The sequence below is a fragment of the Streptomyces sp. NPDC043878 genome (assembly GCF_056435735.1).
The window spans coordinates 402745-420896 of sequence record NZ_JBWKDW010000001.1 but is presented as its reverse complement, the minus strand read 5'-3'; the positions used below and the strand labels follow the sequence as shown (position 1 = coordinate 420896).

15 protein-coding genes are annotated in these 18152 nt (G+C 73.6%); 10 read left to right on the top strand and 5 right to left on the bottom strand.

Annotated elements, in window-relative coordinates; translation table 11 throughout:
- Positions 1 to 65 precede the first annotated feature (65 nt).
- Together AC07AZ_RS01830 and AC07AZ_RS01825 are read right to left on the bottom strand one after the other, a co-directional pair.
- Positions 66 to 1310 carry an ROK family protein gene (locus AC07AZ_RS01830; RefSeq protein WP_478842712.1) on the bottom strand — a complete coding sequence of 415 codons (1245 nt, stop codon included), beginning with the start codon at positions 1308 to 1310 and terminating at the stop codon, positions 66 to 68.
- A gap of 117 nt (positions 1311 to 1427) precedes the next feature.
- A complete protein-coding gene (locus AC07AZ_RS01825; protein ID WP_478842710.1) occupies positions 1428 to 2669 on the bottom strand; it encodes an FAD-binding protein in 1242 nt (413 codons plus the stop codon).
- A 183-nt stretch (positions 2670 to 2852) separates the two neighbouring features.
- On the opposite strand from AC07AZ_RS01825, the gene AC07AZ_RS01820 reads away from it, so the two are divergent.
- The 5 genes from AC07AZ_RS01820 to AC07AZ_RS01800 all read left to right on the top strand — a co-directional run bounded on the left by AC07AZ_RS01820 (position 2853) and on the right by AC07AZ_RS01800 (position 9389).
- Positions 2853 to 4190 carry a radical SAM protein gene (locus tag AC07AZ_RS01820; RefSeq protein ID WP_478842708.1) on the top strand — a complete coding sequence of 446 codons (1338 nt, stop codon included), beginning with the start codon at positions 2853 to 2855 and terminating at the stop codon, positions 4188 to 4190.
- A 304-nt stretch (positions 4191 to 4494) separates the two neighbouring features.
- Complete coding sequence (locus tag AC07AZ_RS01815) at positions 4495 to 5982, top strand: cellulose binding domain-containing protein (protein WP_478842706.1); 1488 nt, start codon at positions 4495 to 4497, stop codon at positions 5980 to 5982.
- 241 nt (positions 5983 to 6223) lie between these two features.
- Positions 6224 to 7318: a ribosome small subunit-dependent GTPase A gene (gene rsgA, locus AC07AZ_RS01810; RefSeq protein ID WP_478842704.1), complete on the top strand. Its 1095-nt coding sequence runs from the start codon at positions 6224 to 6226 to the stop codon at positions 7316 to 7318.
- Positions 7319 to 7410: 92 nt separating this feature from the next.
- Positions 7411 to 8817, top strand: a complete 1407-nt coding sequence (locus AC07AZ_RS01805) for a DNA-3-methyladenine glycosylase 2 family protein (protein ID WP_478843419.1) — start codon at positions 7411 to 7413, stop codon at positions 8815 to 8817.
- Positions 8814 to 9389 (top strand): methylated-DNA--[protein]-cysteine S-methyltransferase, encoded by a 576-nt coding sequence (locus AC07AZ_RS01800; protein ID WP_478842702.1) that lies wholly within the window; start codon positions 8814 to 8816, stop codon positions 9387 to 9389. The genes AC07AZ_RS01805 and AC07AZ_RS01800 overlap by 4 nt, the downstream gene beginning before the upstream one ends.
- Here the strand turns inward: AC07AZ_RS01800 and AC07AZ_RS01795 are convergent.
- Together AC07AZ_RS01795 and AC07AZ_RS01790 are read right to left on the bottom strand one after the other, a co-directional pair.
- Positions 9319 to 9696: a PPOX class F420-dependent oxidoreductase gene (locus AC07AZ_RS01795; RefSeq protein ID WP_478842701.1), complete on the bottom strand. Its 378-nt coding sequence runs from the start codon at positions 9694 to 9696 to the stop codon at positions 9319 to 9321. The genes AC07AZ_RS01800 and AC07AZ_RS01795 overlap by 71 nt on opposite strands.
- A 94-nt stretch (positions 9697 to 9790) precedes the next feature.
- Positions 9791 to 10273, bottom strand: a complete 483-nt coding sequence (locus AC07AZ_RS01790; RefSeq protein WP_478842700.1) for a DUF456 domain-containing protein — start codon at positions 10271 to 10273, stop codon at positions 9791 to 9793.
- Positions 10274 to 11354: 1081 nt separating this feature from the next.
- On the opposite strand from AC07AZ_RS01790, the gene AC07AZ_RS01785 reads away from it, so the two are divergent.
- Together AC07AZ_RS01785 and AC07AZ_RS01780 are read left to right on the top strand one after the other, a co-directional pair.
- Entirely contained in the window at positions 11355 to 12578 is a 1224-nt protein-coding gene (locus AC07AZ_RS01785) for a protein phosphatase 2C domain-containing protein (protein ID WP_478842699.1), read from the top strand.
- Positions 12579 to 12644: 66 nt separating this feature from the next.
- Positions 12645 to 14387 (top strand): pyruvate dehydrogenase, encoded by a 1743-nt coding sequence (locus tag AC07AZ_RS01780; protein ID WP_478842697.1) that lies wholly within the window; start codon positions 12645 to 12647, stop codon positions 14385 to 14387.
- A gap of 29 nt (positions 14388 to 14416) precedes the next feature.
- On the opposite strand, the gene AC07AZ_RS01775 is transcribed toward AC07AZ_RS01780, so the two are convergent.
- Entirely contained in the window at positions 14417 to 15859 is a 1443-nt protein-coding gene (locus AC07AZ_RS01775; RefSeq protein ID WP_478842695.1) for a helix-turn-helix domain-containing protein, read from the bottom strand.
- 173 nt (positions 15860 to 16032) lie between these two features.
- Here AC07AZ_RS01775 and AC07AZ_RS01770 point away from each other — a divergent pair, with 173 nt between their 5' ends.
- From AC07AZ_RS01770 to AC07AZ_RS01760, 3 genes are all read left to right on the top strand, one after another.
- Positions 16033 to 16653: a hypothetical protein gene (locus tag AC07AZ_RS01770; protein WP_478842693.1), complete on the top strand. Its 621-nt coding sequence runs from the start codon at positions 16033 to 16035 to the stop codon at positions 16651 to 16653.
- Between the two features lie 260 nt (positions 16654 to 16913).
- Positions 16914 to 17402 carry a hypothetical protein gene (locus AC07AZ_RS01765; RefSeq protein WP_478842691.1) on the top strand — a complete coding sequence of 163 codons (489 nt, stop codon included), beginning with the start codon at positions 16914 to 16916 and terminating at the stop codon, positions 17400 to 17402.
- 150 nt (positions 17403 to 17552) lie between these two features.
- Positions 17553 to 18035 (top strand): ATP-binding protein, encoded by a 483-nt coding sequence (locus AC07AZ_RS01760; protein ID WP_478842689.1) that lies wholly within the window; start codon positions 17553 to 17555, stop codon positions 18033 to 18035.
- Positions 18036 to 18152: the final 117 nt, after the last annotated feature.

Sequence of the window (18152 nt, the reverse complement as noted above, 5' to 3'; positions counted from 1 at the left end):
CCGGACGTGACGGAGGGCGGGCCGCCGTGGCGCGCCCCGCGCGGTCTTCCGGTTTCCCCTCGTCGTCAGGAAGGGTGTACGCCGCGGCCCCTGGCGGGCGAGGTGCGCGCCGCGTTGCGCTGACCCACCGACTGGAGCGCGCCCTCGAGCGCGAAGGTCGCCGCGCCCAGGCACACCGGGTCGGTGGGGATGGGTGACAGGACGATCTCGGTGGCGGCCAGCGGCCGTCTCAGCGCGTGCCGGGCCACGGCCTCCCGCACCTCCGCCACCAGCGGCGCACCGAGGGTCGCGGCCACCCAGCTGCTCAGTACGACGACCTCGGGATTGAACAGGTTCACCAGGTCGGAGATGCCGGCGCCCAGGTAGCGGGCGGTGTCGTGGACCACCTTGAGTGCCACCGGATCGCCGTCGGCGACCCCGCGGGCCAGCGCGTCGACGGTCGCCGTCTGGTCCTCCGGGTGCAGCAGGGGGCTGCCGGGGCTCAGCTCACGCAGGTTCAGCATGATGCCGGGCGCGCCGACGTACGTCTCCACGCACCCGTGGTTGCCGCAGTGGCACAGCCGCCCGTCCAGGACCAGCGTGGTGTGCCCCCACTCGCCGGCACTGTTGCTCACGCCCCGGTGCAGTCCGCCGCCCAGGACGAGCCCGGCGCCCACCCCGGTCCCGAGGTTGACCACCACGGCGTCCCCGCGGCCGCGCGCGGCACCGAACCACAGCTCGGCGACCGCGCAGGCACGCAGCGGATTGTCCAGGTAGAGGGGGTAGGAGATGTGCTCGGAGAGCAGGTCGAGCAGGGGCACGTCGTGCCAGTCCCAGTTGGGCGCGTACTCCGAGATCCCGGTGTCGCGGTCCACCTGGCCCGGCACACTGACCCCCACGCCGAGAACCCGCGCGCCCTCGATCCCGGCCTGGGTGACCACCGAGCCGACGGCCGCGGCGACATGGCCGACCACCTGCTCGGGGCGGCTCTCACCGGGGCGCATGTCCTCCTCGGCGCGCGCCAGCACGTTCAGCCCGAGGTCGAAGAGCTCGACATGGACGTACGTCTCGGCGATGTCCACGCCGATCAGCGCGCCCCCCGACGCGTTGACGGCGACGAGACCGCGGGGGCGTCCCCCCGCCGAGTCCTCGAACCCGACCTCCGTGATCATGCGCAGGTCGAGCAGTTCGCCGACCAGTGTGGCGACCGTCGCCAGACTCAGTCCGGTGGCGGCCGCCAGCTGCTGGCGGGAGGTGGGCGAGGCGGCGACGAGCTGGCGCAGCACCCCGTAGCGGTTCGCGGTCCGGATGTCACGTGAGGTGCGCTTCATGGGGCCGGCCCCCGTCCTTTCGACTCCGGCGGACCGGGGCAGAACGGCACCGGCGCGGCGCAAGGCTATGGCGCGCCGGGACTTACTACAAGGGGTTAGGAAAGGGGTTTGACAAAGTCAGGAGCCCAGCAGGTCCCGGACGAAGGCGTTGCTGAACTTACCCTCCCGGTCCAGGTCGCGGACCAGCGCCCGGAAGTCGTCCAGGCGGGGGTAGCGGCCGCGCAGCACCTCCGCCGGCACGGTGAACACCTTCCCCCAGTGCGGGCGGGCGTCGAAGGGGTCCAGCGCCTCCTCCACGCGCCGCACCACCGGCAGCACCGCCTCGGTGTCCTCGACCCAGGTGAAGTGAGCGGCGACCGTGTCCCGTCCGTGGGACGGGCTCAGCCACTGGGCGTCGGCGGCGACGGTCCGCACCTCGCAGGTCTGCAGTACGGGGGCGACCGTCTCCCGGATCCTGTCGATCGCATACAGCATGTCGGCGGCGAACCGGCGCGGCAGCAGGTACTCCGACTGGAGCTCCGTCCCGCTGCTCGGCGTGAACTCGGCCCGGAAGTGCGGCAGCCGCTCGTGCCACGGCCCCGGCACACCGAACTGCTCGGTGCAGTTGACCGCCGGCATCCCCGGCACCGGATGCAGCGCCTCGGTGGCCGGCGCCGCCCACGGGAAGTCCGCGAGGGGCTGGTCGGTGCGCCGCTTGCGCCACACCTGCCGGAAGCCCGGCTCCCGCCAGTCGGTGAACAGGCTCACACTGTACGCCGACGCAGCCACCGCCTCGAAGTCCAGCCCGGCCAGCGGCAGTTCGGTGAACAGGTGCTGCTCGACCTCGAAGCCGGGCTCCAGGTCGAGGGTGAGGGCGGTGACCACGCCGAGGGCGCCGAGGGAGGTGACGGCGCCGCCGAAGCGCGGGTCGTCCCGTCCCAGGACGACCGTCGAGCCGTCCGCCGTGACGATCTCCACCTCGCGCACCGCCGACGCCAGCGACCCGTTGCCGACACCGGAGCCGTGTGTGCCGGTGGCGACCGAACCGGCCACCGAGATGTGCGGCAGCGACGCCATGTTGGCCAGCGCCAGCCCGCGGTCGTGCACCCGGCGGGCCAGTTCCGCGTACCGGACGCCGCCGCCGACCCGCACGGTACGGGCCGCCGTGTCGACCTCCACCTCGGCCGGCAGGGCGTCCAGCGAGAGCAGCACGCCACCGGGGCCGGGCTCGGCGATCTCGTTGAAGGAGTGCCCGCTGCCCAGCACCCGCACCGCGGCACCGGCGGCGACCAGGGTCCGCAGCGCGTCCAGCGAGCGCGGGCGGTGCAGGTCCCCGGCGAAGGTGATGTTCCCCGCCCAGTTGGTGACCGTCTCCGTCATCGTGTCGTCCCTCCCGAGAGATGCGTCCGCGCCGACCCTCTCATCCGGCGCCACCCGCCGCGCGCACCGGCCCGTCGCCCGTTTCGCCGCACCCCGCGCGGCGGAGGGGGCCCCGGCACGGCCGGCGCGCAGGCGGGGGCATACCGTGAGGAGTCGTACGCCTGAGCCGCAAGGAGATGACGGATGGGCAGCCGTACCGCGCTGGTCGAGGATCTGATGGAGCGCTTCCCGCACGTACCGCGGGAGGCCGTCTTCAAGGAGGACCTGCTCCGTGGCGGGGTGGCCTTCGACCCGTCGGCCCTGAGCGACAACGAGAAGGGCGAGGTCAAGCCGAAGTCGTACTTCATCTTCAGCTTCGACCACGGCACCCTGCCCGAGCTCGGCGAGGCCGCGCTGCGGCGCCCGCCGGAGGAGATCATCCTCACCGGCGGCCCCTACGACCTGCGGCGGACCGTCGTCTCCGTACGGGTGAACCCCTCCTCGCCGTACCGCGTGGCCGCCGGTGAGGACGGCCTGCTCGGGCTCTACCTCGACGGACGGCGGATCTCCGACGTCGGGGTGCCGCCCATGCCCGAGTACTACCGGCACACCCTCGCGAACGGGAAGTCGGTCATGGAGGTGGCCCCCACCATCCAGTGGGGCTACCTGATCTACCTCACCGTCTTCCGGGTCTGCCAGTACTTCGGCGCCAAGGAGGAGTGCCAGTACTGCGACATCAACCACAACTGGCGACAGCACAAGGCCGCCGGTCGACCGTATACGGGAGTCAAGGACGTCGAGGAGGTCCTCGAAGCCCTGGAGATCATCGACCGCTACGACACCGCCAAGGCGTCCACCGCCTACACGCTGACCGGCGGCGCGATCACCTCCAAGCTCCAGGGGCGCGACGAGGCCGACTTCTACGGCCACTACGCCAAGGCCATCGAGGAGCGCTTCCCGGGCCGGTGGATCGGCAAGGTCGTCGCCCAGGCCCTGCCGCGCGACGACGTGCAGCGCTTCAAGGACTACGGCGTGCAGATCTACCACCCGAACTTCGAGGTATGGGACCGCCGGCTGTTCGAGCTGTACTGCCCCGGCAAGGAGCGCTACGTCGGCCGCGACGAGTGGCACCGGCGGATCCTCGACTCGGCGGACGTGTTCGGCGCGCGCAACGTGATCCCCAACTTCGTGGCGGGCGTGGAGATGGCCGAGCCGTTCGGCTTCACCACGGTCGACGAGGCGATCGCCTCCACCACGGAGGGCCTGCGCTTCTTCATGTCGCACGGCATCACGCCCCGCTTCACCACCTGGTGCCCCGAGCCGACCACCCCGCTCGGCAAGGCCAACCCCCACGGCGCGCCCCTGGAGTACCACATCCGGCTGCTGGAGGCCTACCGCGCCACCATGGACGACTTCGGCCTGTCCTCGCCCCCCGGCTACGGCCCGCCGGGGCCCGGCCGTGCCGTCTTCTCCGTCAGCTCCTTCATGGACAGCCTGCCCGCCCGCGAGCCCGCCGGGGACCAGGACGAGGTCCGCGCCTAGAGGGCTGCCGACCGGCCCTCCGGCGGGGGCGGGAGGGCCGGAAGAACAATCAAGTGGACCGGCGTCGATACTTTTCGGCGTTCCTTCCGTATTACTCCGGTAGTAACGAGAAACGGGTGCGGGAACACCGGACGGAGACGGCCGGGGCGGGCGAGCCCCGGCCGCGAATCGGCGGACGTCTCAATTGAATACGGCGCTTGTCAGTTGTGCGGAAAACGTGAAAAGCTCTTCTCCTGCCCCGAGGTTCCCCCCAACTCCGTTGCCAATATGGTGAGTTGACCTCGCTTGTGGATGCAGGAGACCCATGCCCGACCTGCCGACCCCCCAGGACGCCGCTGAGGCCGCACTGTTCTCCGAGTGCTGGGATGCCGTGCTCTCCTACGCCGATCTGTGCACGGCCGGCTCCACCGCGGCCACACAGCTGGCCACCGAGGCGTTCGCCCTCGGCATGCGGGAGGCACGTACCGCCGACACCGGCCTCGCCCGCGGCGCCGCCCGCCGCTCCGCCCGTCTGCCCATGATCCCCCTGCTGCTGACCGCCGTCCGCACCACCGCGGCGACCTGGGAGGACCATGGCCAGGGACACCGCCTCGACCCGGAGCTGCGGCTGTGGCTGCACTCGGACGGAGCGGCCCGCTACACCGGACCCCCGCTGCAGCGGCCGCTCGCCCTGCGCGGCGTGCGCGACCTCCAGGAACCCGACGCGGCGCTGCTGTGGCTGGCCGAGGTGGAGGCGCTGCCGCTGCCCGTGGTGGCCCGCCGGCTCGGCCACGACCCGGCCGCGATAGCGGAGGAACTCGCCCAGGTACGCGGCCTGTTCCGGGACCGCTGCCACCGCAACCACCTCGACACGCCGATGACCGGGCAGTGCCGCAGCTACGCCCGGCTGCTCGACGCGGTCACCCGCTCGCCCGCCGCCGACACCCCGCCGGACCTCTCCCGGCACATGGCACGCTGCGTGGAGTGCGCCGAGGCCGCCGCGTGTCTGCGGCTGCACGGCGGCGGACTGCCCGGGGCCCTCGTCGGTGGCGTCATCGGCTGGGGCGGCCTCGCCTACCTGGAGCGCCGCCGCCGGGCCGCCGAGGTGCGCCTGGGCGCGGGACGCCCGGACCCGGTGGACGGACAGGGCGCGGAGCCCGGCTCCGTCGCGCACAAGGCGCGCGTCGTGCGCAGCGGCCTGCTCGTCGCGGCCGTCCTGGTCTCCCTGCTGGCGCTCGCCGTCTCGATGATGCCCATGGGCGGCGACGACGGCGCCGCGGCCTCCGGGGACTCCAACCGCCAGCCGGTGGCCGACCCCGGCGTGTCCGCGCCGTCCGTCGACCCCCTGCCGTCCGGCTCGAAGAAGTCGTCCGCGAAGGGCGAGCCGAACGCGTCCCGGTCGGGCGGGGGCGGCCAGGGGAGCAAGTCCGACCCCGAGCCCCAGGGCACCTCCGCGTCGACCGCCGGCGGCGAACAGGGCGACGGCGGGAGCAAGTCGGCCGGCTGCGCGTTCCGCTACGAACTCGTCAACCAGTGGCCCGACGGCTTCCAGGCCACCGTCACCGTCACCAGCACCCGGGCCCTCGCCAACTGGCGGGTGTCCTGGACCTTCCGGGACGGCCAGAAGGTCAACCAGATGTGGGACGCGAGCTTCGCCCAGAACGGCTCGCGCGTCACCGCGGCCGCCGCCGACTACAACAAGTCCGTCCCTGCGGACGGCACCCTCACCTTCGGGTTCCTCTCCTCGTGGCAGGGCAGGAACTCCCCGGCGTACGGCTTCGAGCTGAACGGCACGAGCTGCACGAAGGCCTGACGCGGAAAAGGTGTTGAGGGCCGGGGAAGGGCCGGTCTAGAGTTGCCGCGCGGCACGCCGGACGGCGTGCCGGAGCGCGGACGAGTGGAATCGAGGAGGTGTCGACCGATGGCTGTCATTGCGATGGGCGCTGCCCGCATCAGTGAGTTCATCACGTCCACCTCCGTGGCCGCCGGCTGACACCACGAATCCTCCGCGCCCGAGCGCGCGGTGCCGGGGCCGCCCCTGTGAAGGGTCACCCTTGTCTTCCACCTCTGCTTTCTCCGCTCTCGTCCCCTACGGCTGGGACGAGGCGTGGGCGGACGAGTTCGCCCCGCACGAGCCCGAGGGTCTGCTGCCCGGACGTGTCGTCCGGGTCGACCGCGGGCAGTGCGACGTCATCACCGCCGACGGTCCGGTGCGGGCCGACACCGCGTTCGTCACCCCCCACGACCCGCTGCGCGTCGTGTGCACCGGTGACTGGGTCGTCGTGGAACCCGGCGGCAACCCGCGCTACGTACGGACGTGTCTGCCGCGCCGTACCGCCTTCGTGCGCTCCACCTCCTCCAAGCGGTCCGAGGGGCAGATCCTCGCCGCCAACGTCGACCACGCGGTCGTCGCCGTGTCGCTGGCCGCCGAACTCGACCTCGGCCGCATCGAACGCTTCCTGGCCCTGGCCTGGGAGTCCGGGGCGCAGCCCGTGGTCGTCCTCACCAAGGCCGACCTCGTGCCGGACGCGGCGACCCGGGCGTACCTCGTCCAGGATGTCGAGACGGCCGCGCCCGGTGTGCCGGTGCTGCCGGTCAGCGCCCGGGACGGGGACGGGCTCGACGTGCTCGCCGCGGTCGTCTCCGGCGGCACCTCCGTGCTGCTCGGCCAGTCCGGCGCGGGCAAGTCCACGCTCGCGAACGCCCTGCTCGGCGCGGACGTGATGGACGTCCAGGCCATCCGTGACGTGGACGGCAAGGGCCGCCACACGACCACCACGCGCAACCTCCTCGCCCTGCCCGGCGGGGGCGTGCTGATCGACACCCCGGGCCTGCGGGGCGTCGGCCTGTGGGACGCCGGGACCGGTGTCGGGCAGGTCTTCTCCGAGATCGAGCAACTCGCCCGGCGGTGCCGTTTCCACGACTGCGCGCACGGGTCCGAGCCGGGGTGCGCGGTGCTGGCCGCGCTCGAATCCGGCGAACTGCCCGAGCGCCGGCTCGACAGCTACCGCAAGCTCCTGCGGGAGAACCAGCGGATCGTCGCCAAGACCGACGCGCGGCTGCGGGCCGAGATCCGCAAGGACTGGAAGCGGAAGGGGGCGGAGGGCCGGGCGGCGATGGAGGCGAAACGGGGGAGCCGACGCGCGTAGTCCCCACGTTTCCGTCCCGCGTACCGGGACGTATCGTCGCGTCCGATTTCCGCCAGCGGTGTTCTCCACCGTCGCTCACACTGGAGGGCGTGATGGACGAGGACACCAGGTACGAGGCGGTGCGCAGCCGGGACGCCCGGTTCGACGGCGCGTTCTTCTTCGCCGTCGAGACGACCGGTATCTACTGTCGGCCCAGCTGCCCGGCGGTGACGCCGAAGCGGCGCAACGTGCGCTTCTTCGCGACGGCCGCCGCCGCGCAGGGCTCGGGTTTCCGGGCCTGCCGGCGGTGCCGCCCGGACGCCGTGCCGGGCTCCGCCGACTGGAACGCCCGCGCCGACGTGGTGGGGCGGGCCATGCGCCTGATCGGCGACGGAGTCGTCGACCGGGAGGGCGTGGCCGGCCTCGCCGCACGGCTCGGGTACAGCGCGCGCCAGGTGCAGCGGCAGCTCACCACCGAGCTGGGCGCCGGACCCGTCGCGCTGGCCCGCGCCCAGCGGGCGCACACCGCGCGCGTCCTGCTGCAGACGACCGAGCTGGCGGTCACCGAGATCGCCTTCGCGTCGGGGTTCGCCAGTGTGCGGCAGTTCAACGACACCGTCCGGGCCGTGTACGCGGCGACACCGAGCACCCTGCGGGCCACCGCACCGCGCGGCGGCCGGGCGGACCGGCGGGCGGCCACCCCGGCCGCGGGCATCCCGCTGCGCCTCGCCCACCGCGGGACGTATCAGGCCGGTGCCGTCTTCGACCTGCTGGAGTCCGAGGCGGTGCCCGGCGTGGAGGAGATGAGCGGCCCGCGCGGCCGGCGCACCTACCGGCGCACCCTGCGCCTGCCGCACGGCACCGGCATCGCCGCCGTCGACGAGCGGCCCGGCGGCCCCGGGCCGGCGCCCGGCGCCGCGCACCCGGGCGGCTGGCTGGACGTGCGTCTGCACCTCACCGACCCCCGGGACCTGACCACCGCCGTCGGCCGGCTGCGGCGCCTGTTCGACCTGGACGCCGACCCGTACGCCGTCGACGAACGGCTCGGCGCCGACGAACGCCTCGCCCCGCTGGTCACGGCCCGCCCCGGGCTGCGCTCGCCGGGCGCGGCCGACCCCGAGGAACTCGCGGTACGGGTACTGACCGGCCGGGCCGGGGCCGAGCGGCTGGTCCGGCGGTACGGCAAGGCCCTGGACGCCCCCTGCGGCAGCCTCACCCACCTCTTCCCCGAGCCCGCCGTCCTCGCCGGGGCCGCACCGCACGGACCGCGGGGCGCGCTCACCGCGGCCCTGGCGGACGGTGCCGTACGCCTGGACCCGGGCGCCGACCGGGACGACACCCAGCGCGCGCTGCTGGCGCTGCCCGGTCTGGACGCCCGTACGGTCGCCGCCGTCCGCACCCGCGCCCTCGGCGACCCGGACGTCGCGCCACCCGGCGCCGACATCCCCGACAGCTGGCGCCCCTGGCGCTCCTATGCCGTGCGACACCTGCTTGCAGCAGGGGAGTTGGAGTTCTCGTGAGCACCCCGACCTACTGGACCAGCGTGGACAGCCCCGTCGGCACCCTGCTGCTGACCGCCGGCCCGTCCGGCGCCCTGACCTCGCTCTCGGTACCCGGCCAGAAGGGCGGCCGCGGCGTCCAGGACGACTGGCTGCACGACCCGGGCCCGTTCCGGACGGCCGGGGAGCAGCTCGCCGCCTACTTCGCAGGCGACCTCAAGGAGTTCCGGCTGGAGCTGCGGCCGGCCGGCACCGAGTTCCGGGTGCGGGTGTGGGACGCCCTCGACTCCGTTCCGTACGGAGGCACCGTGACCTACGGCGAGATCGCCGCCCGGATCGGCGCCCCCAGGGCCGCCGTACGGGCCGTGGGCGGAGCGATCGGCGCCAACCCGCTGCTCATCGTCCGCCCGTGCCACCGGGTGATCGGCGCCGACGGCTCGCTGACCGGGTACGCGGGCGGCCTCGACCGCAAGACGCGGCTGCTCACCCTGGAGGGCGTCCTGCCGCACCCGGCCCCCGGACTCACGGCGCCGCCTCCTCCAGTCCCCAGCTGTGGATCCGCCGCGGCACGACACGGATCACCTCCTCGCTGAAGTGCGGGCCCAGCTCGTGCGGGCCGGTGAGGAGTTCCGCCTCACCGCGGATCTCGACCCCCCGCACCTTCCACGGCCGCAGGCTGACGATGTCGTCGACGACCAGGGCGACCTTCTGGTTCTGCCGCAGATTGCGCCACTTCTTCGTACGGCCCATGGCCATGCCGCCGATCAGGATCGTGCCGTCCTCCTGCGGGAAGAAGCCGACCGGGTTGGCCTGCGGCTGGCCCTGGGCGTCGACGGTGGCGAGCCGTCCCAGCCGCTGCGACCTGAGGTACGCGCGCTCGGCCTCGCTGAATGCGGTCATGGCAGCCAGCCAAACACGCACGGCGGACCCGGCGCATCGTCTTGTGGACCTACGTCCGAGGCCCCGCGTGTCCCACGACCGGCCGAGTCACGCCTCACCCCGTGAGCACCGCTCCCAGCCACGCGCCCATGATCAGCAGACAGGTGAAGAGTTCCGCGAGGACGCTGGAACCGCCCGAGCGCATCGCCGTCCGCAAGGACGCCATCGCCTCGCCGTGCCGGCCGAGGCGGAGGCGCTCGCAGAGATAGATGCCGCCCATGAAGCCGGGGATCGCGCCCAGCACCGGAAGCAGGAAGAAGCCGGCCAGCGCCCCGGCCCCGGCGTACACCGCCATCCGGGGAGTGGCGCCGCTCGCCCGCAGTTGTCGGGGCGGCAGCGCCCAGCGCACCACCTGGGACACGAACAGCGCGACGGTGGCGCCCACCAGGGTCCACCAGGCGACCGGCCGCGGGTCCTTCAGCGCCCACCACAGGACCGCGGCCCACACGAGCCACGACCCCGGCACCCCGGGCACCAGCACTCCGCACAAGCCGAGCAGGAGGACCGCACCGACCAGCAGGAGGTCCCACACTCCCATCTGACCAGACTGCCGGAGAGCAGGGGACGCCGCAGGTCAGCCCGGCTCGCCGGGCAGCCCCGTACGCGCCCCGCCTCCGTATCCCTGTTCGACAGGTCACCCGACGCGCCGTGCGCAGCACCGGAGTCGGACCGGATTTTCCCGATGCCCCGTTTTCATCCCGGCCAAGCGGTGGACAATCGGGGGCATGAGTCAGCAGGGGGGAACGCCCGCCGGTCACGAGGACGACTGGTGGAGGCAGCTGTACGAGGACTCCACCGGGGACACCGGCCCCACGGCCGCGCCCGATTCACTGGACGACCGGTTCGCGTCGGCGGCGGAAGCGGTGGACGCCGGGCCGGGCACGTCCGAGGCCCCGCCCCGCGCGCGGCCCACGCGGGACACCCCGCCCCGCGCCCCCTGGGAGCCGCCGTCCGGCGCGCCCCCGGCCTCCACGACCTTTCCCCGCGGACCGATGCCGCCGGGTTTCGTCGGGCGCACGGCGGACGCCCGGACACCGTCCTCGACCGACGGCCACCCCTCACCGCAGCCCCCGGCCCCCACGATCCCCGCCTCCCGGACACCTCCCGAAGCGCCCCGGCCCACCGGCTCGGACGCCGCCCGGGACGAAGGCAGGGGGCCGGACCCGTCCGAGGGCTCGGCCACCGGCCGGGGGCCCGACCCGGACCGGGAGGCTGACCCGGGCCCTGCGTGGGACACCGGTCAAGCCACCGGTCAAGCCGCTGGCCGGGACGCGGGCCGGGACGTCGGCCGGGACGCGGGCCGTGGGGCGGATCGGGGCGCCGGTCCGGATGCGGGCCGGGGCGCGGACCGCGACCGGGACGCCGACCCGGGTCCTGAGTCGGGCAGGGGTCCGGCTCCCGCCTGGGGCCGCGACCGGAACGCCGACCCGGGTCCTGAGTCGGCCAGGGGTCCGGCTCCCGCCTGGGGCCGGGACCGGGACGCCGTGACCGGTGGCCCTCATGCCGACGTCAGTGACCAGGACGTCAGGGGTGACGATCCTTACGCCGGTACCGATGGCCGCTTCGCCGATCCCAGCGGTTCCGGCGCCGGTTCGGGTGCCGGTTCGGGTTCCGGTGCCGTGGCCGATGCCGACCGGAACGCCATCGCCGCCGCCGCGGAGGCCGCCGAGGCCGTGCAGACGGGCCCCTTTTCCCGCGGCTGGCCGCCGGGCCCCTTCGCGGGCCGGACCACGCCGGACCGCGTCCCCGGCCCGACCTCGCCGGACCCCGTCCCCACTCCTGCGGATGACCACCCCGACGGTGGTGGCGCGGTCGTGCCCCCGGTCGTCGCGGCGGGTCGTGGCGACACCCGGGCGGACGTCCCCGCCGCGGCCCCCGTCGCCGTCGACTACGTCGGTTCCGGTCCGCCGACCTACGACGCCGAACCCACCGCCCTGCCGCCCGCCGACCCCGACGACCTGGACGACCTGGTGGCGGACACCGTCCTCGACGGGGCCCGGTACGGGGCCTGCACGCTGCGGGCCGTGTCCGCGCGCGGGGACTCCGCCCGGTTCCGGGGCGAGCCGCGCCGGGACTCCCTGCTCACCGCGCGCTTCGGGACCGGCGACCAGACGCTCGTGCTGGTCGCGATGGCGACCGGGGCGCGGGCCACCCCGGAGGCGCACCGGGCCGCCGCCGAGGCCTGCCGGTGGATCGGCCGGGCCGTGGGCCGCAGCCACGCCCGGCTCGCCGAGGACATAAGGGCGGGCCGCCGCGGCGACCTGAAGTCCGGGCTGCACCGCCTCACCGACCGCAGCCTCGGCCGGCTCCGGGCCAGCGCCGCCGAACAGGGCGTCAGCCCGGAGGAGTACGCGGCCAGCCTGCGCTGCCTGCTCCTGCCGGCCGACCCCGACTGCCGTACCCGCGTGTTCTTCGGCGTCGGCACCGGCGGACTGTTCCGGCTGCGCGACGGGGAGTGGCAGGACATCGAGCCGAGGGTCGCCGACGTCACCGGCGAACCGGTCGTCGGCTTCGGGTCGCCGCCCGCCGAGACCCCCGAGGGCGACCGGCTCACCATGGACCTCGGCATCCCGACCCCGCCGAGCCCCTACGAGCCCGCGCCCGAGCCGCCCCGCGAGCCGTTCCGTTTCCGCGCCTCCGTCGGCCGCCCGGGTGACACGCTCCTGATGTGCACCGGCGGCCTCGCCGAGCCGTTGCGGGGCGAGCCCGAGCTGTGCGGATACCTCACCGGGCGGTGGGCCGGGCAGACCCCGCCCGGTCTCGCCGCGTTCCTCGCCGACGTCCAGGTCCGGGTCAAGGGATACGCCGACGATCGTACGGCCGCGGCCGTTTGGGAGGCATGACGGCGGTCCCTGTGCATTCATGGACCCTGCGGGGATCTCCGGACACCGAAGGGGCACGGAAGCACCATGGCCAAGCAGAACGTCGCCGAGCAGTTCGTCGACATCGTCGTCCGCGCCGGAGTCAAACGCCTCTACGGCGTCGTCGGCGACAGCCTCAACCCGGTCGTGGACGCGGTCCGCCGCAACGCCGCCCTCGACTGGGTGCACGTCCGCCACGAGGAGACCGCGGCCTTCGCGGCCGGTGCGGAGGCCCAGATCACCGGCAAACTGACGGCCTGCGCCGGCTCCAGCGGACCCGGCAACCTGCACCTCATCAACGGCCTCTACGACGCCCACCGCTCCATGGCGCCCGTCCTCGCCCTCGCCTCGCACATCCCCTCCAGCGAGATCGGCCTCGGCTACTTCCAGGAGACCCACCCCGACCAGCTGTTCCGCGAGTGCAGCCACTACAGCGAGCTGATCTCCAGCCCGAAGCAGATGCCGAGGCTGCTGCAGACGGCGATCCAGCACGCGGTCGGCCAGTCCGGCGTCAGCGTCGTCGCCCTCCCCGGTGACATCGCCGGGCAGCCCGCGCCCGAGAAGGCGGCGGAGACCGCCCTCGTCACCTCGCGGCCCAGCGTCCGCCCCGGCGACACCGAGCTCGACAAGCTCGTCGACATGATCGACCGGGCGGAGCGGGTCACCCTGTTCTGCGGCAGCGGCACGGCGGGCGCGCACGCCGAGGTCATGGAGTTCGCCGGCAAGATCAAGTCCCCGGTGGGACACGCGCTGCGCGGCAAGGAGTGGATCCAGTACGACAACCCCTACGACGTCGGCATGAGCGGTCTGCTCGGCTACGGCGCCGCCTACGAGGCCACCCACGAGTGCGACCTGCTGATCCTGCTCGGCACCGACTTCCCGTACAACGCCTTCCTGCCCGACGACGTGAAGATCGTGCAGGTCGACATCCGGCCCGAGCACCTGGGCCGTCGCTCCAAGCTGGACCTCGCGGTGTGGGGCGACGTGCGGGAGACCCTGCGCTGTCTCACCCCGCGCGTGCGCACCAAGGACGACCGGCGCTTCCTCGACAAGATGCTCAAGAAGCACGCGGACGCGCTGGAGGGGGTCGTCAAGGCGTACACCCGCAAGGTCGACAAGCACGTGCCCATCCACCCCGAGTACGTGGCCTCCGTGCTCGACGAACTCGCCGACGACGACGCGGTGTTCACCGTCGACACCGGCATGTGCAACGTCTGGGCAGCCCGCTACATCTCACCCAACGGCCGCCGCCGCGTCATCGGTTCCTTCTCCCACGGCTCGATGGCGAACGCGCTGCCCATGGCGATCGGGGCGCAGTTCGCCGACCGGAGCCGCCAGGTCGTCTCCATGTCGGGCGACGGCGGGTTCTCCATGCTCATGGGCGACTTCCTCACCCTCGTGCAGTACGACCTGCCGGTGAAGGTCGTCCTCTTCAACAACTCCTCGCTCGGCATGGTGGAGTTGGAGATGCTGGTCGCCGGACTGCCCTCGTACGGCACGACGAACAGGAACCCGGACTTCGCCGCCGTGGCCCGTGCCTGCGGTGCCCACGGGGTGCGCGTCGAGAAGCCCAAGGACCTCGCGGGCGCCCTCAAGGACGCGTTCCGGCACAAGGGCCCGGCCCTGGTCGACGTGGTCACCGATCCCAGCGCCCTCTCCATCCCGCCGAAGATCAGTGCCGAGATGGTGACCGGGTTCGCCCTGTCCGCCTCGAAGATCGTGCTGGACGGCGGGGTCGGCCGGATGCTGCAGATGGCCCGCTCCAACCTGCGCAACGTGCCGCGGCCGTAGGGGCGTCGGGCGCAGGGGCGCGTCGGTGGTCAGTCGGCGGGCACCCACCGGCGCTCTCCCGCATCGTTCGACCCGTACCAGTAGCGGGGCAGTCCCCTGATGCCGCTCGTCCGGAAGGGGCGGCCGTGGTCGTCCACGCGGACCGTGCCCGTGCGGCCCTGCGAGGACCAGTCGAGTTCGAGGTACCAGTCGCAGGCGCAGTTCTCGGTCCGCGCGGTGACCAGCAGTACCTCCGGGTCCTCGGCGGACACCCGGTAGGGCATGCTCACCGCGGGGATCGTGTGCTCGCTGTCCGCGCCCGCGACCGAGCGGGCGATCGGCCGGTCCTGGTCCAGGTCGACGGCGAAGTAGCGGGGACTGATCTCTCCGCCGCAGCCCTGTTCCATGGCGTAGACATTGCCCTGGACGGGGGCCGCGCGCCCGACGACACGGACCCGCAGCGCCTCCAGGACCACGGCCGTCGAGGACCGCCCCTGGACCGAGATCCGTACGTTGGTCTCCCGCCCGTGCACCGCGCCCTGCGTCGCCGCCCAGGGGCCGGCGTCCTGGGCGGCCGGAGGCGGCGGGACCTGCCCGGGCGGCTTGGCGATGACGTAGTCGTGAGCGCATCCGAGCGCCCACGCCTGGGAGTCGGCGGACCAGGCCAGGGGGACGGCGCCGGAGTCCGGCCTGCCGGGCCCGGGACTCCCGGCGGTCCCTGAGCCCTTCCCCGTGCCGGTCCCGGAAGCCGGGCGGGACGCGGACACCCTGGCGTGCGCCGAGGGCGACCGTGTCACCGAGACGCCGGGGGAGGGGCTTGCAGGGGTGGCCGACGGGCGGTGGACGGTGCCGGGGGCCGAGCTGCGGGAGACCGGCGGCGCCTGGGCGGTACCGCCGTCCGGGCGACGGTCGGCCGACAGGGCCGAGAGGCTGCCCAGGGTGACCAGCAGCACGGTGGCCACGGCCGCCGTGACGGCGGTCCGGCGACGCCGGTACCAAGGGGGCAGGAGCGGAGACGCCGAAGCTCCGGTGCCGGTGGGGCCCCCGGAAGCTCCGTCGGTGTCGTCGGCAGGTGGGGTGGGGCTGTCGGCAGGTCCGTCGGTGTCGTCGGCGGGGCGGGTCGTGTCGTGGGCGGGTCCGGTGGGGTCGTCGGCAGGTGGGGTCGTGCCGTCGGCAGGACCGGTGGTGCGGGGGCGTTGGCGGGCGGCCACCGCCCGGAGCCACACCCGGTGCAGCTCCAGGCGCTCGTCCGCCGACGCCCCGCACAGCACGGCGAAACGCTCCACGGGCGCGTAGTCGAGGGACACCGCCTCACCGGCGCAGTAGCGGTGCAGCGTGGAGGTGTTCATGCTCAGGCGGCGGGCCAGCGAACCGTAACTGCGGTCCGTGCGCTCCTTCAGCCGCCGCAGCAGCGCCGCGAACTCCTCGACGTCCTCGTGTGCGGGCACCGTACCCCCGTCTCCCGGCCCGGGACGGCATCCCAGGCACTCCATGTACCTGCACGTCAGATGGCCTGGGACGGTTCCACCGTCACCGATCGCGCTTCGGTGGTTGCGCCTGCCGGCCCCATCAGCCGATGCTTCTGGTGTCGCACCGACCGCCGCCGGACCGACCAGCCGGCCGCCGCGATTTCCGACACCCAGCCACCTCAACACGGGGGACCCCCATGTCCACACGCATTCGAGCGGGAACGCTCACCGCACTCGCCGTCGCGGGACTCGCCGCAGGCGCCACGCTCGCCGCACCGGCGGACGCGGCCACGAGGGCGCCCGGCTTCCTCACGGCGTCGGACCTGCCACCGCAACCCTCCTCGCCGTGGACGGCCGGCAAGGTCACCGCCGGGGTACCGGAGGAGGTGGCGAGCGACCCGTGCCTGAGCAGGGCGCTGGGCGGCGGCTCCGGCACCTGGTACCGGAACTTCAGGACCGACCTCGACACCGGTGCCCGGCAGGTCTCCGTCGAACTGCCGGACGTCCGGGCCGCCAAGGGCCGCTTCTCGCGGTTGGACAAGGACATCAGGTCCTGCCCGGTGCGGATCGAACGGGCCGATCCGGAGGTGGAGGCCACGCTCAAGGACTACGGCTCGCTGGCCGTCGAGGAGGGCGCCCACGTCTACGGCCTGCACACCGAGACCTCCTGGGGCGCGACCGACATCCGTCTGCTCTCGGTCGGCCGGGACGGCCGCACGGTGACGGTCGTGGACTGGGGCCGGCTGGGCGACTTCCGGGACGCGCCGGTGAAGGCCTTCAAGAAGACGACCAGAACCGCCGTCAGGAAGCTGCACTGAGCGTCCCGACCACGCCGGCTGTCCCGACCACACCCACCGGCCGGACCACACCGACCGGCCGGACCACACCGACCGCACCGGACCGCCGCACCACGGACGTGCCGTCCGGAACCAGGGCCGCCCTCCCGCCACGGGGGTCGGGAGGGCGGCCCCGCACCTGTTCGACCGCGCACGGCCGAACGACACGACCCTCGCCGAGACCGGTCCTGACGACCCATCGCCATGACCGACCATCACGACCGAACACGGGGAACACTCAGATGACCAGCAGCACCACCCGCCGTACCACCCGCCGTTCCGTCCGCCGTACGGCGCTGACCGCGAGTCTGCTCGCCGTCGCGCTCGGCCTCGGCGCCACGGCACAGGCGTCCGCCGGCGCGCCGCGTTCCGTCAGCGGCAAGCCGTCCGACTCCGTCACCCGCATCGCCGACTTCTACGGCGCCTACATCGACGCCCAGAGCGACCCGGACCACGGCGGCAAGCTCGCGCGGGAACTCCGGAAGTACTACCTCAGCGCCTCCTTCGCGAGGGAGCTGAAGGCGTGGGAGGCGGAGAACCACGCGGACGGCGTCCTGCGCGCCCAGAACGTCCCGCTCAAGTGGAAGGTCACCGACAACGGCACCGCCGACTACACCGAGGCGGGCATCACCCTCACCTGGGGCGGCGGCAGGACCACCAGGCTGGTCGTCGACATGACCCGCGGCCACAAGATCTTCCACATCGGCACCAGGGGCGCCGGGTCCCGATAGCCGCTGGGGGACCGCCTGATTCCGGCCAGTTTCGCGAGCCGGGGACCTCACTCCGTACCCGCGTGTCTGGCGCGTGCCCCACTGGGCATGGATCCCGTGAACGTGTTCGAGCAGGGGGAACCGACATCGGCACGCGGGCGGGCGGGGGACATGGAGAGGCAGGTACGGGGAGGCGGTCCCACGGCAGTAGGGGCCTTCTCGGCGGAGACGGCGGCGCACGCGGCCGCGAGCGCCACGGAAAGGGCGCCGGCACCTCAGCTCAGGCGCAGACTCGGACGGGCGGACCTGCGGGCGGTGCCCGAGGCACGCCGGGCACTGCGTGAGCTGTTACGGACCTGGGGGAGGCCCGGACGATCGGAGATAGCCGAACTGCTGACCAGTGAACTCGTCACCAACGCGGTGATCCACACCGACCATGACGCCCTGCTCACGGCCACGCTGGGTCCCCGTGGACTCAGGGTCGAGGTGCGGGACTTCGTGAGCCGCAGACCCCGGCTGCGGGTACCGATCGCCGACGACGGTACGCACGGCCGGGGCCTGCTTCTGGTGCAGTCCCTCGCGGACGCGTGGGGTGTGCGGGTGCACGGGGTGGGCAAGGCCGTGTGGTTCGAGCTCGACGCCCACGCGGCGTGAGGGGCAACGGGGAGGGGGGGGGGGGGGGGGGGGCCGCGCCCCCCCCCCCCCCCCGCCGTTCCCCCGACACCACGCCTCCAAGAGCCCGAGCTTTTTTTCCCCGGAGAAAAGGAGGGG

Coding starts and splice junctions, on each gene's coding strand:
- AC07AZ_RS01830 (WP_478842712.1), bottom strand. CDS start 1,310: ATGAAGCGCACCTCACGTGACATCCGGACCGCGAACCGCTACGGGGTG.
- AC07AZ_RS01825 (WP_478842710.1), bottom strand. CDS start 2,669: ATGACGGAGACGGTCACCAACTGGGCGGGGAACATCACCTTCGCCGGG.
- AC07AZ_RS01820 (WP_478842708.1), top strand. CDS start 2,853: ATGGGCAGCCGTACCGCGCTGGTCGAGGATCTGATGGAGCGCTTCCCG.
- AC07AZ_RS01815 (WP_478842706.1), top strand. CDS start 4,495: ATGCCCGACCTGCCGACCCCCCAGGACGCCGCTGAGGCCGCACTGTTC.
- AC07AZ_RS01805 (WP_478843419.1), top strand. CDS start 7,411: ATGGACGAGGACACCAGGTACGAGGCGGTGCGCAGCCGGGACGCCCGG.
- AC07AZ_RS01795 (WP_478842701.1), bottom strand. CDS start 9,696: ATGACCGCATTCAGCGAGGCCGAGCGCGCGTACCTCAGGTCGCAGCGG.
- AC07AZ_RS01790 (WP_478842700.1), bottom strand. CDS start 10,273: ATGGGAGTGTGGGACCTCCTGCTGGTCGGTGCGGTCCTCCTGCTCGGC.
- AC07AZ_RS01780 (WP_478842697.1), top strand. CDS start 12,645: ATGGCCAAGCAGAACGTCGCCGAGCAGTTCGTCGACATCGTCGTCCGC.
- AC07AZ_RS01775 (WP_478842695.1), bottom strand. CDS start 15,859: ATGGAGTGCCTGGGATGCCGTCCCGGGCCGGGAGACGGGGGTACGGTG.
- AC07AZ_RS01770 (WP_478842693.1), top strand. CDS start 16,033: ATGTCCACACGCATTCGAGCGGGAACGCTCACCGCACTCGCCGTCGCG.
- AC07AZ_RS01765 (WP_478842691.1), top strand. CDS start 16,914: ATGACCAGCAGCACCACCCGCCGTACCACCCGCCGTTCCGTCCGCCGT.
- AC07AZ_RS01760 (WP_478842689.1), top strand. CDS start 17,553: ATGGAGAGGCAGGTACGGGGAGGCGGTCCCACGGCAGTAGGGGCCTTC.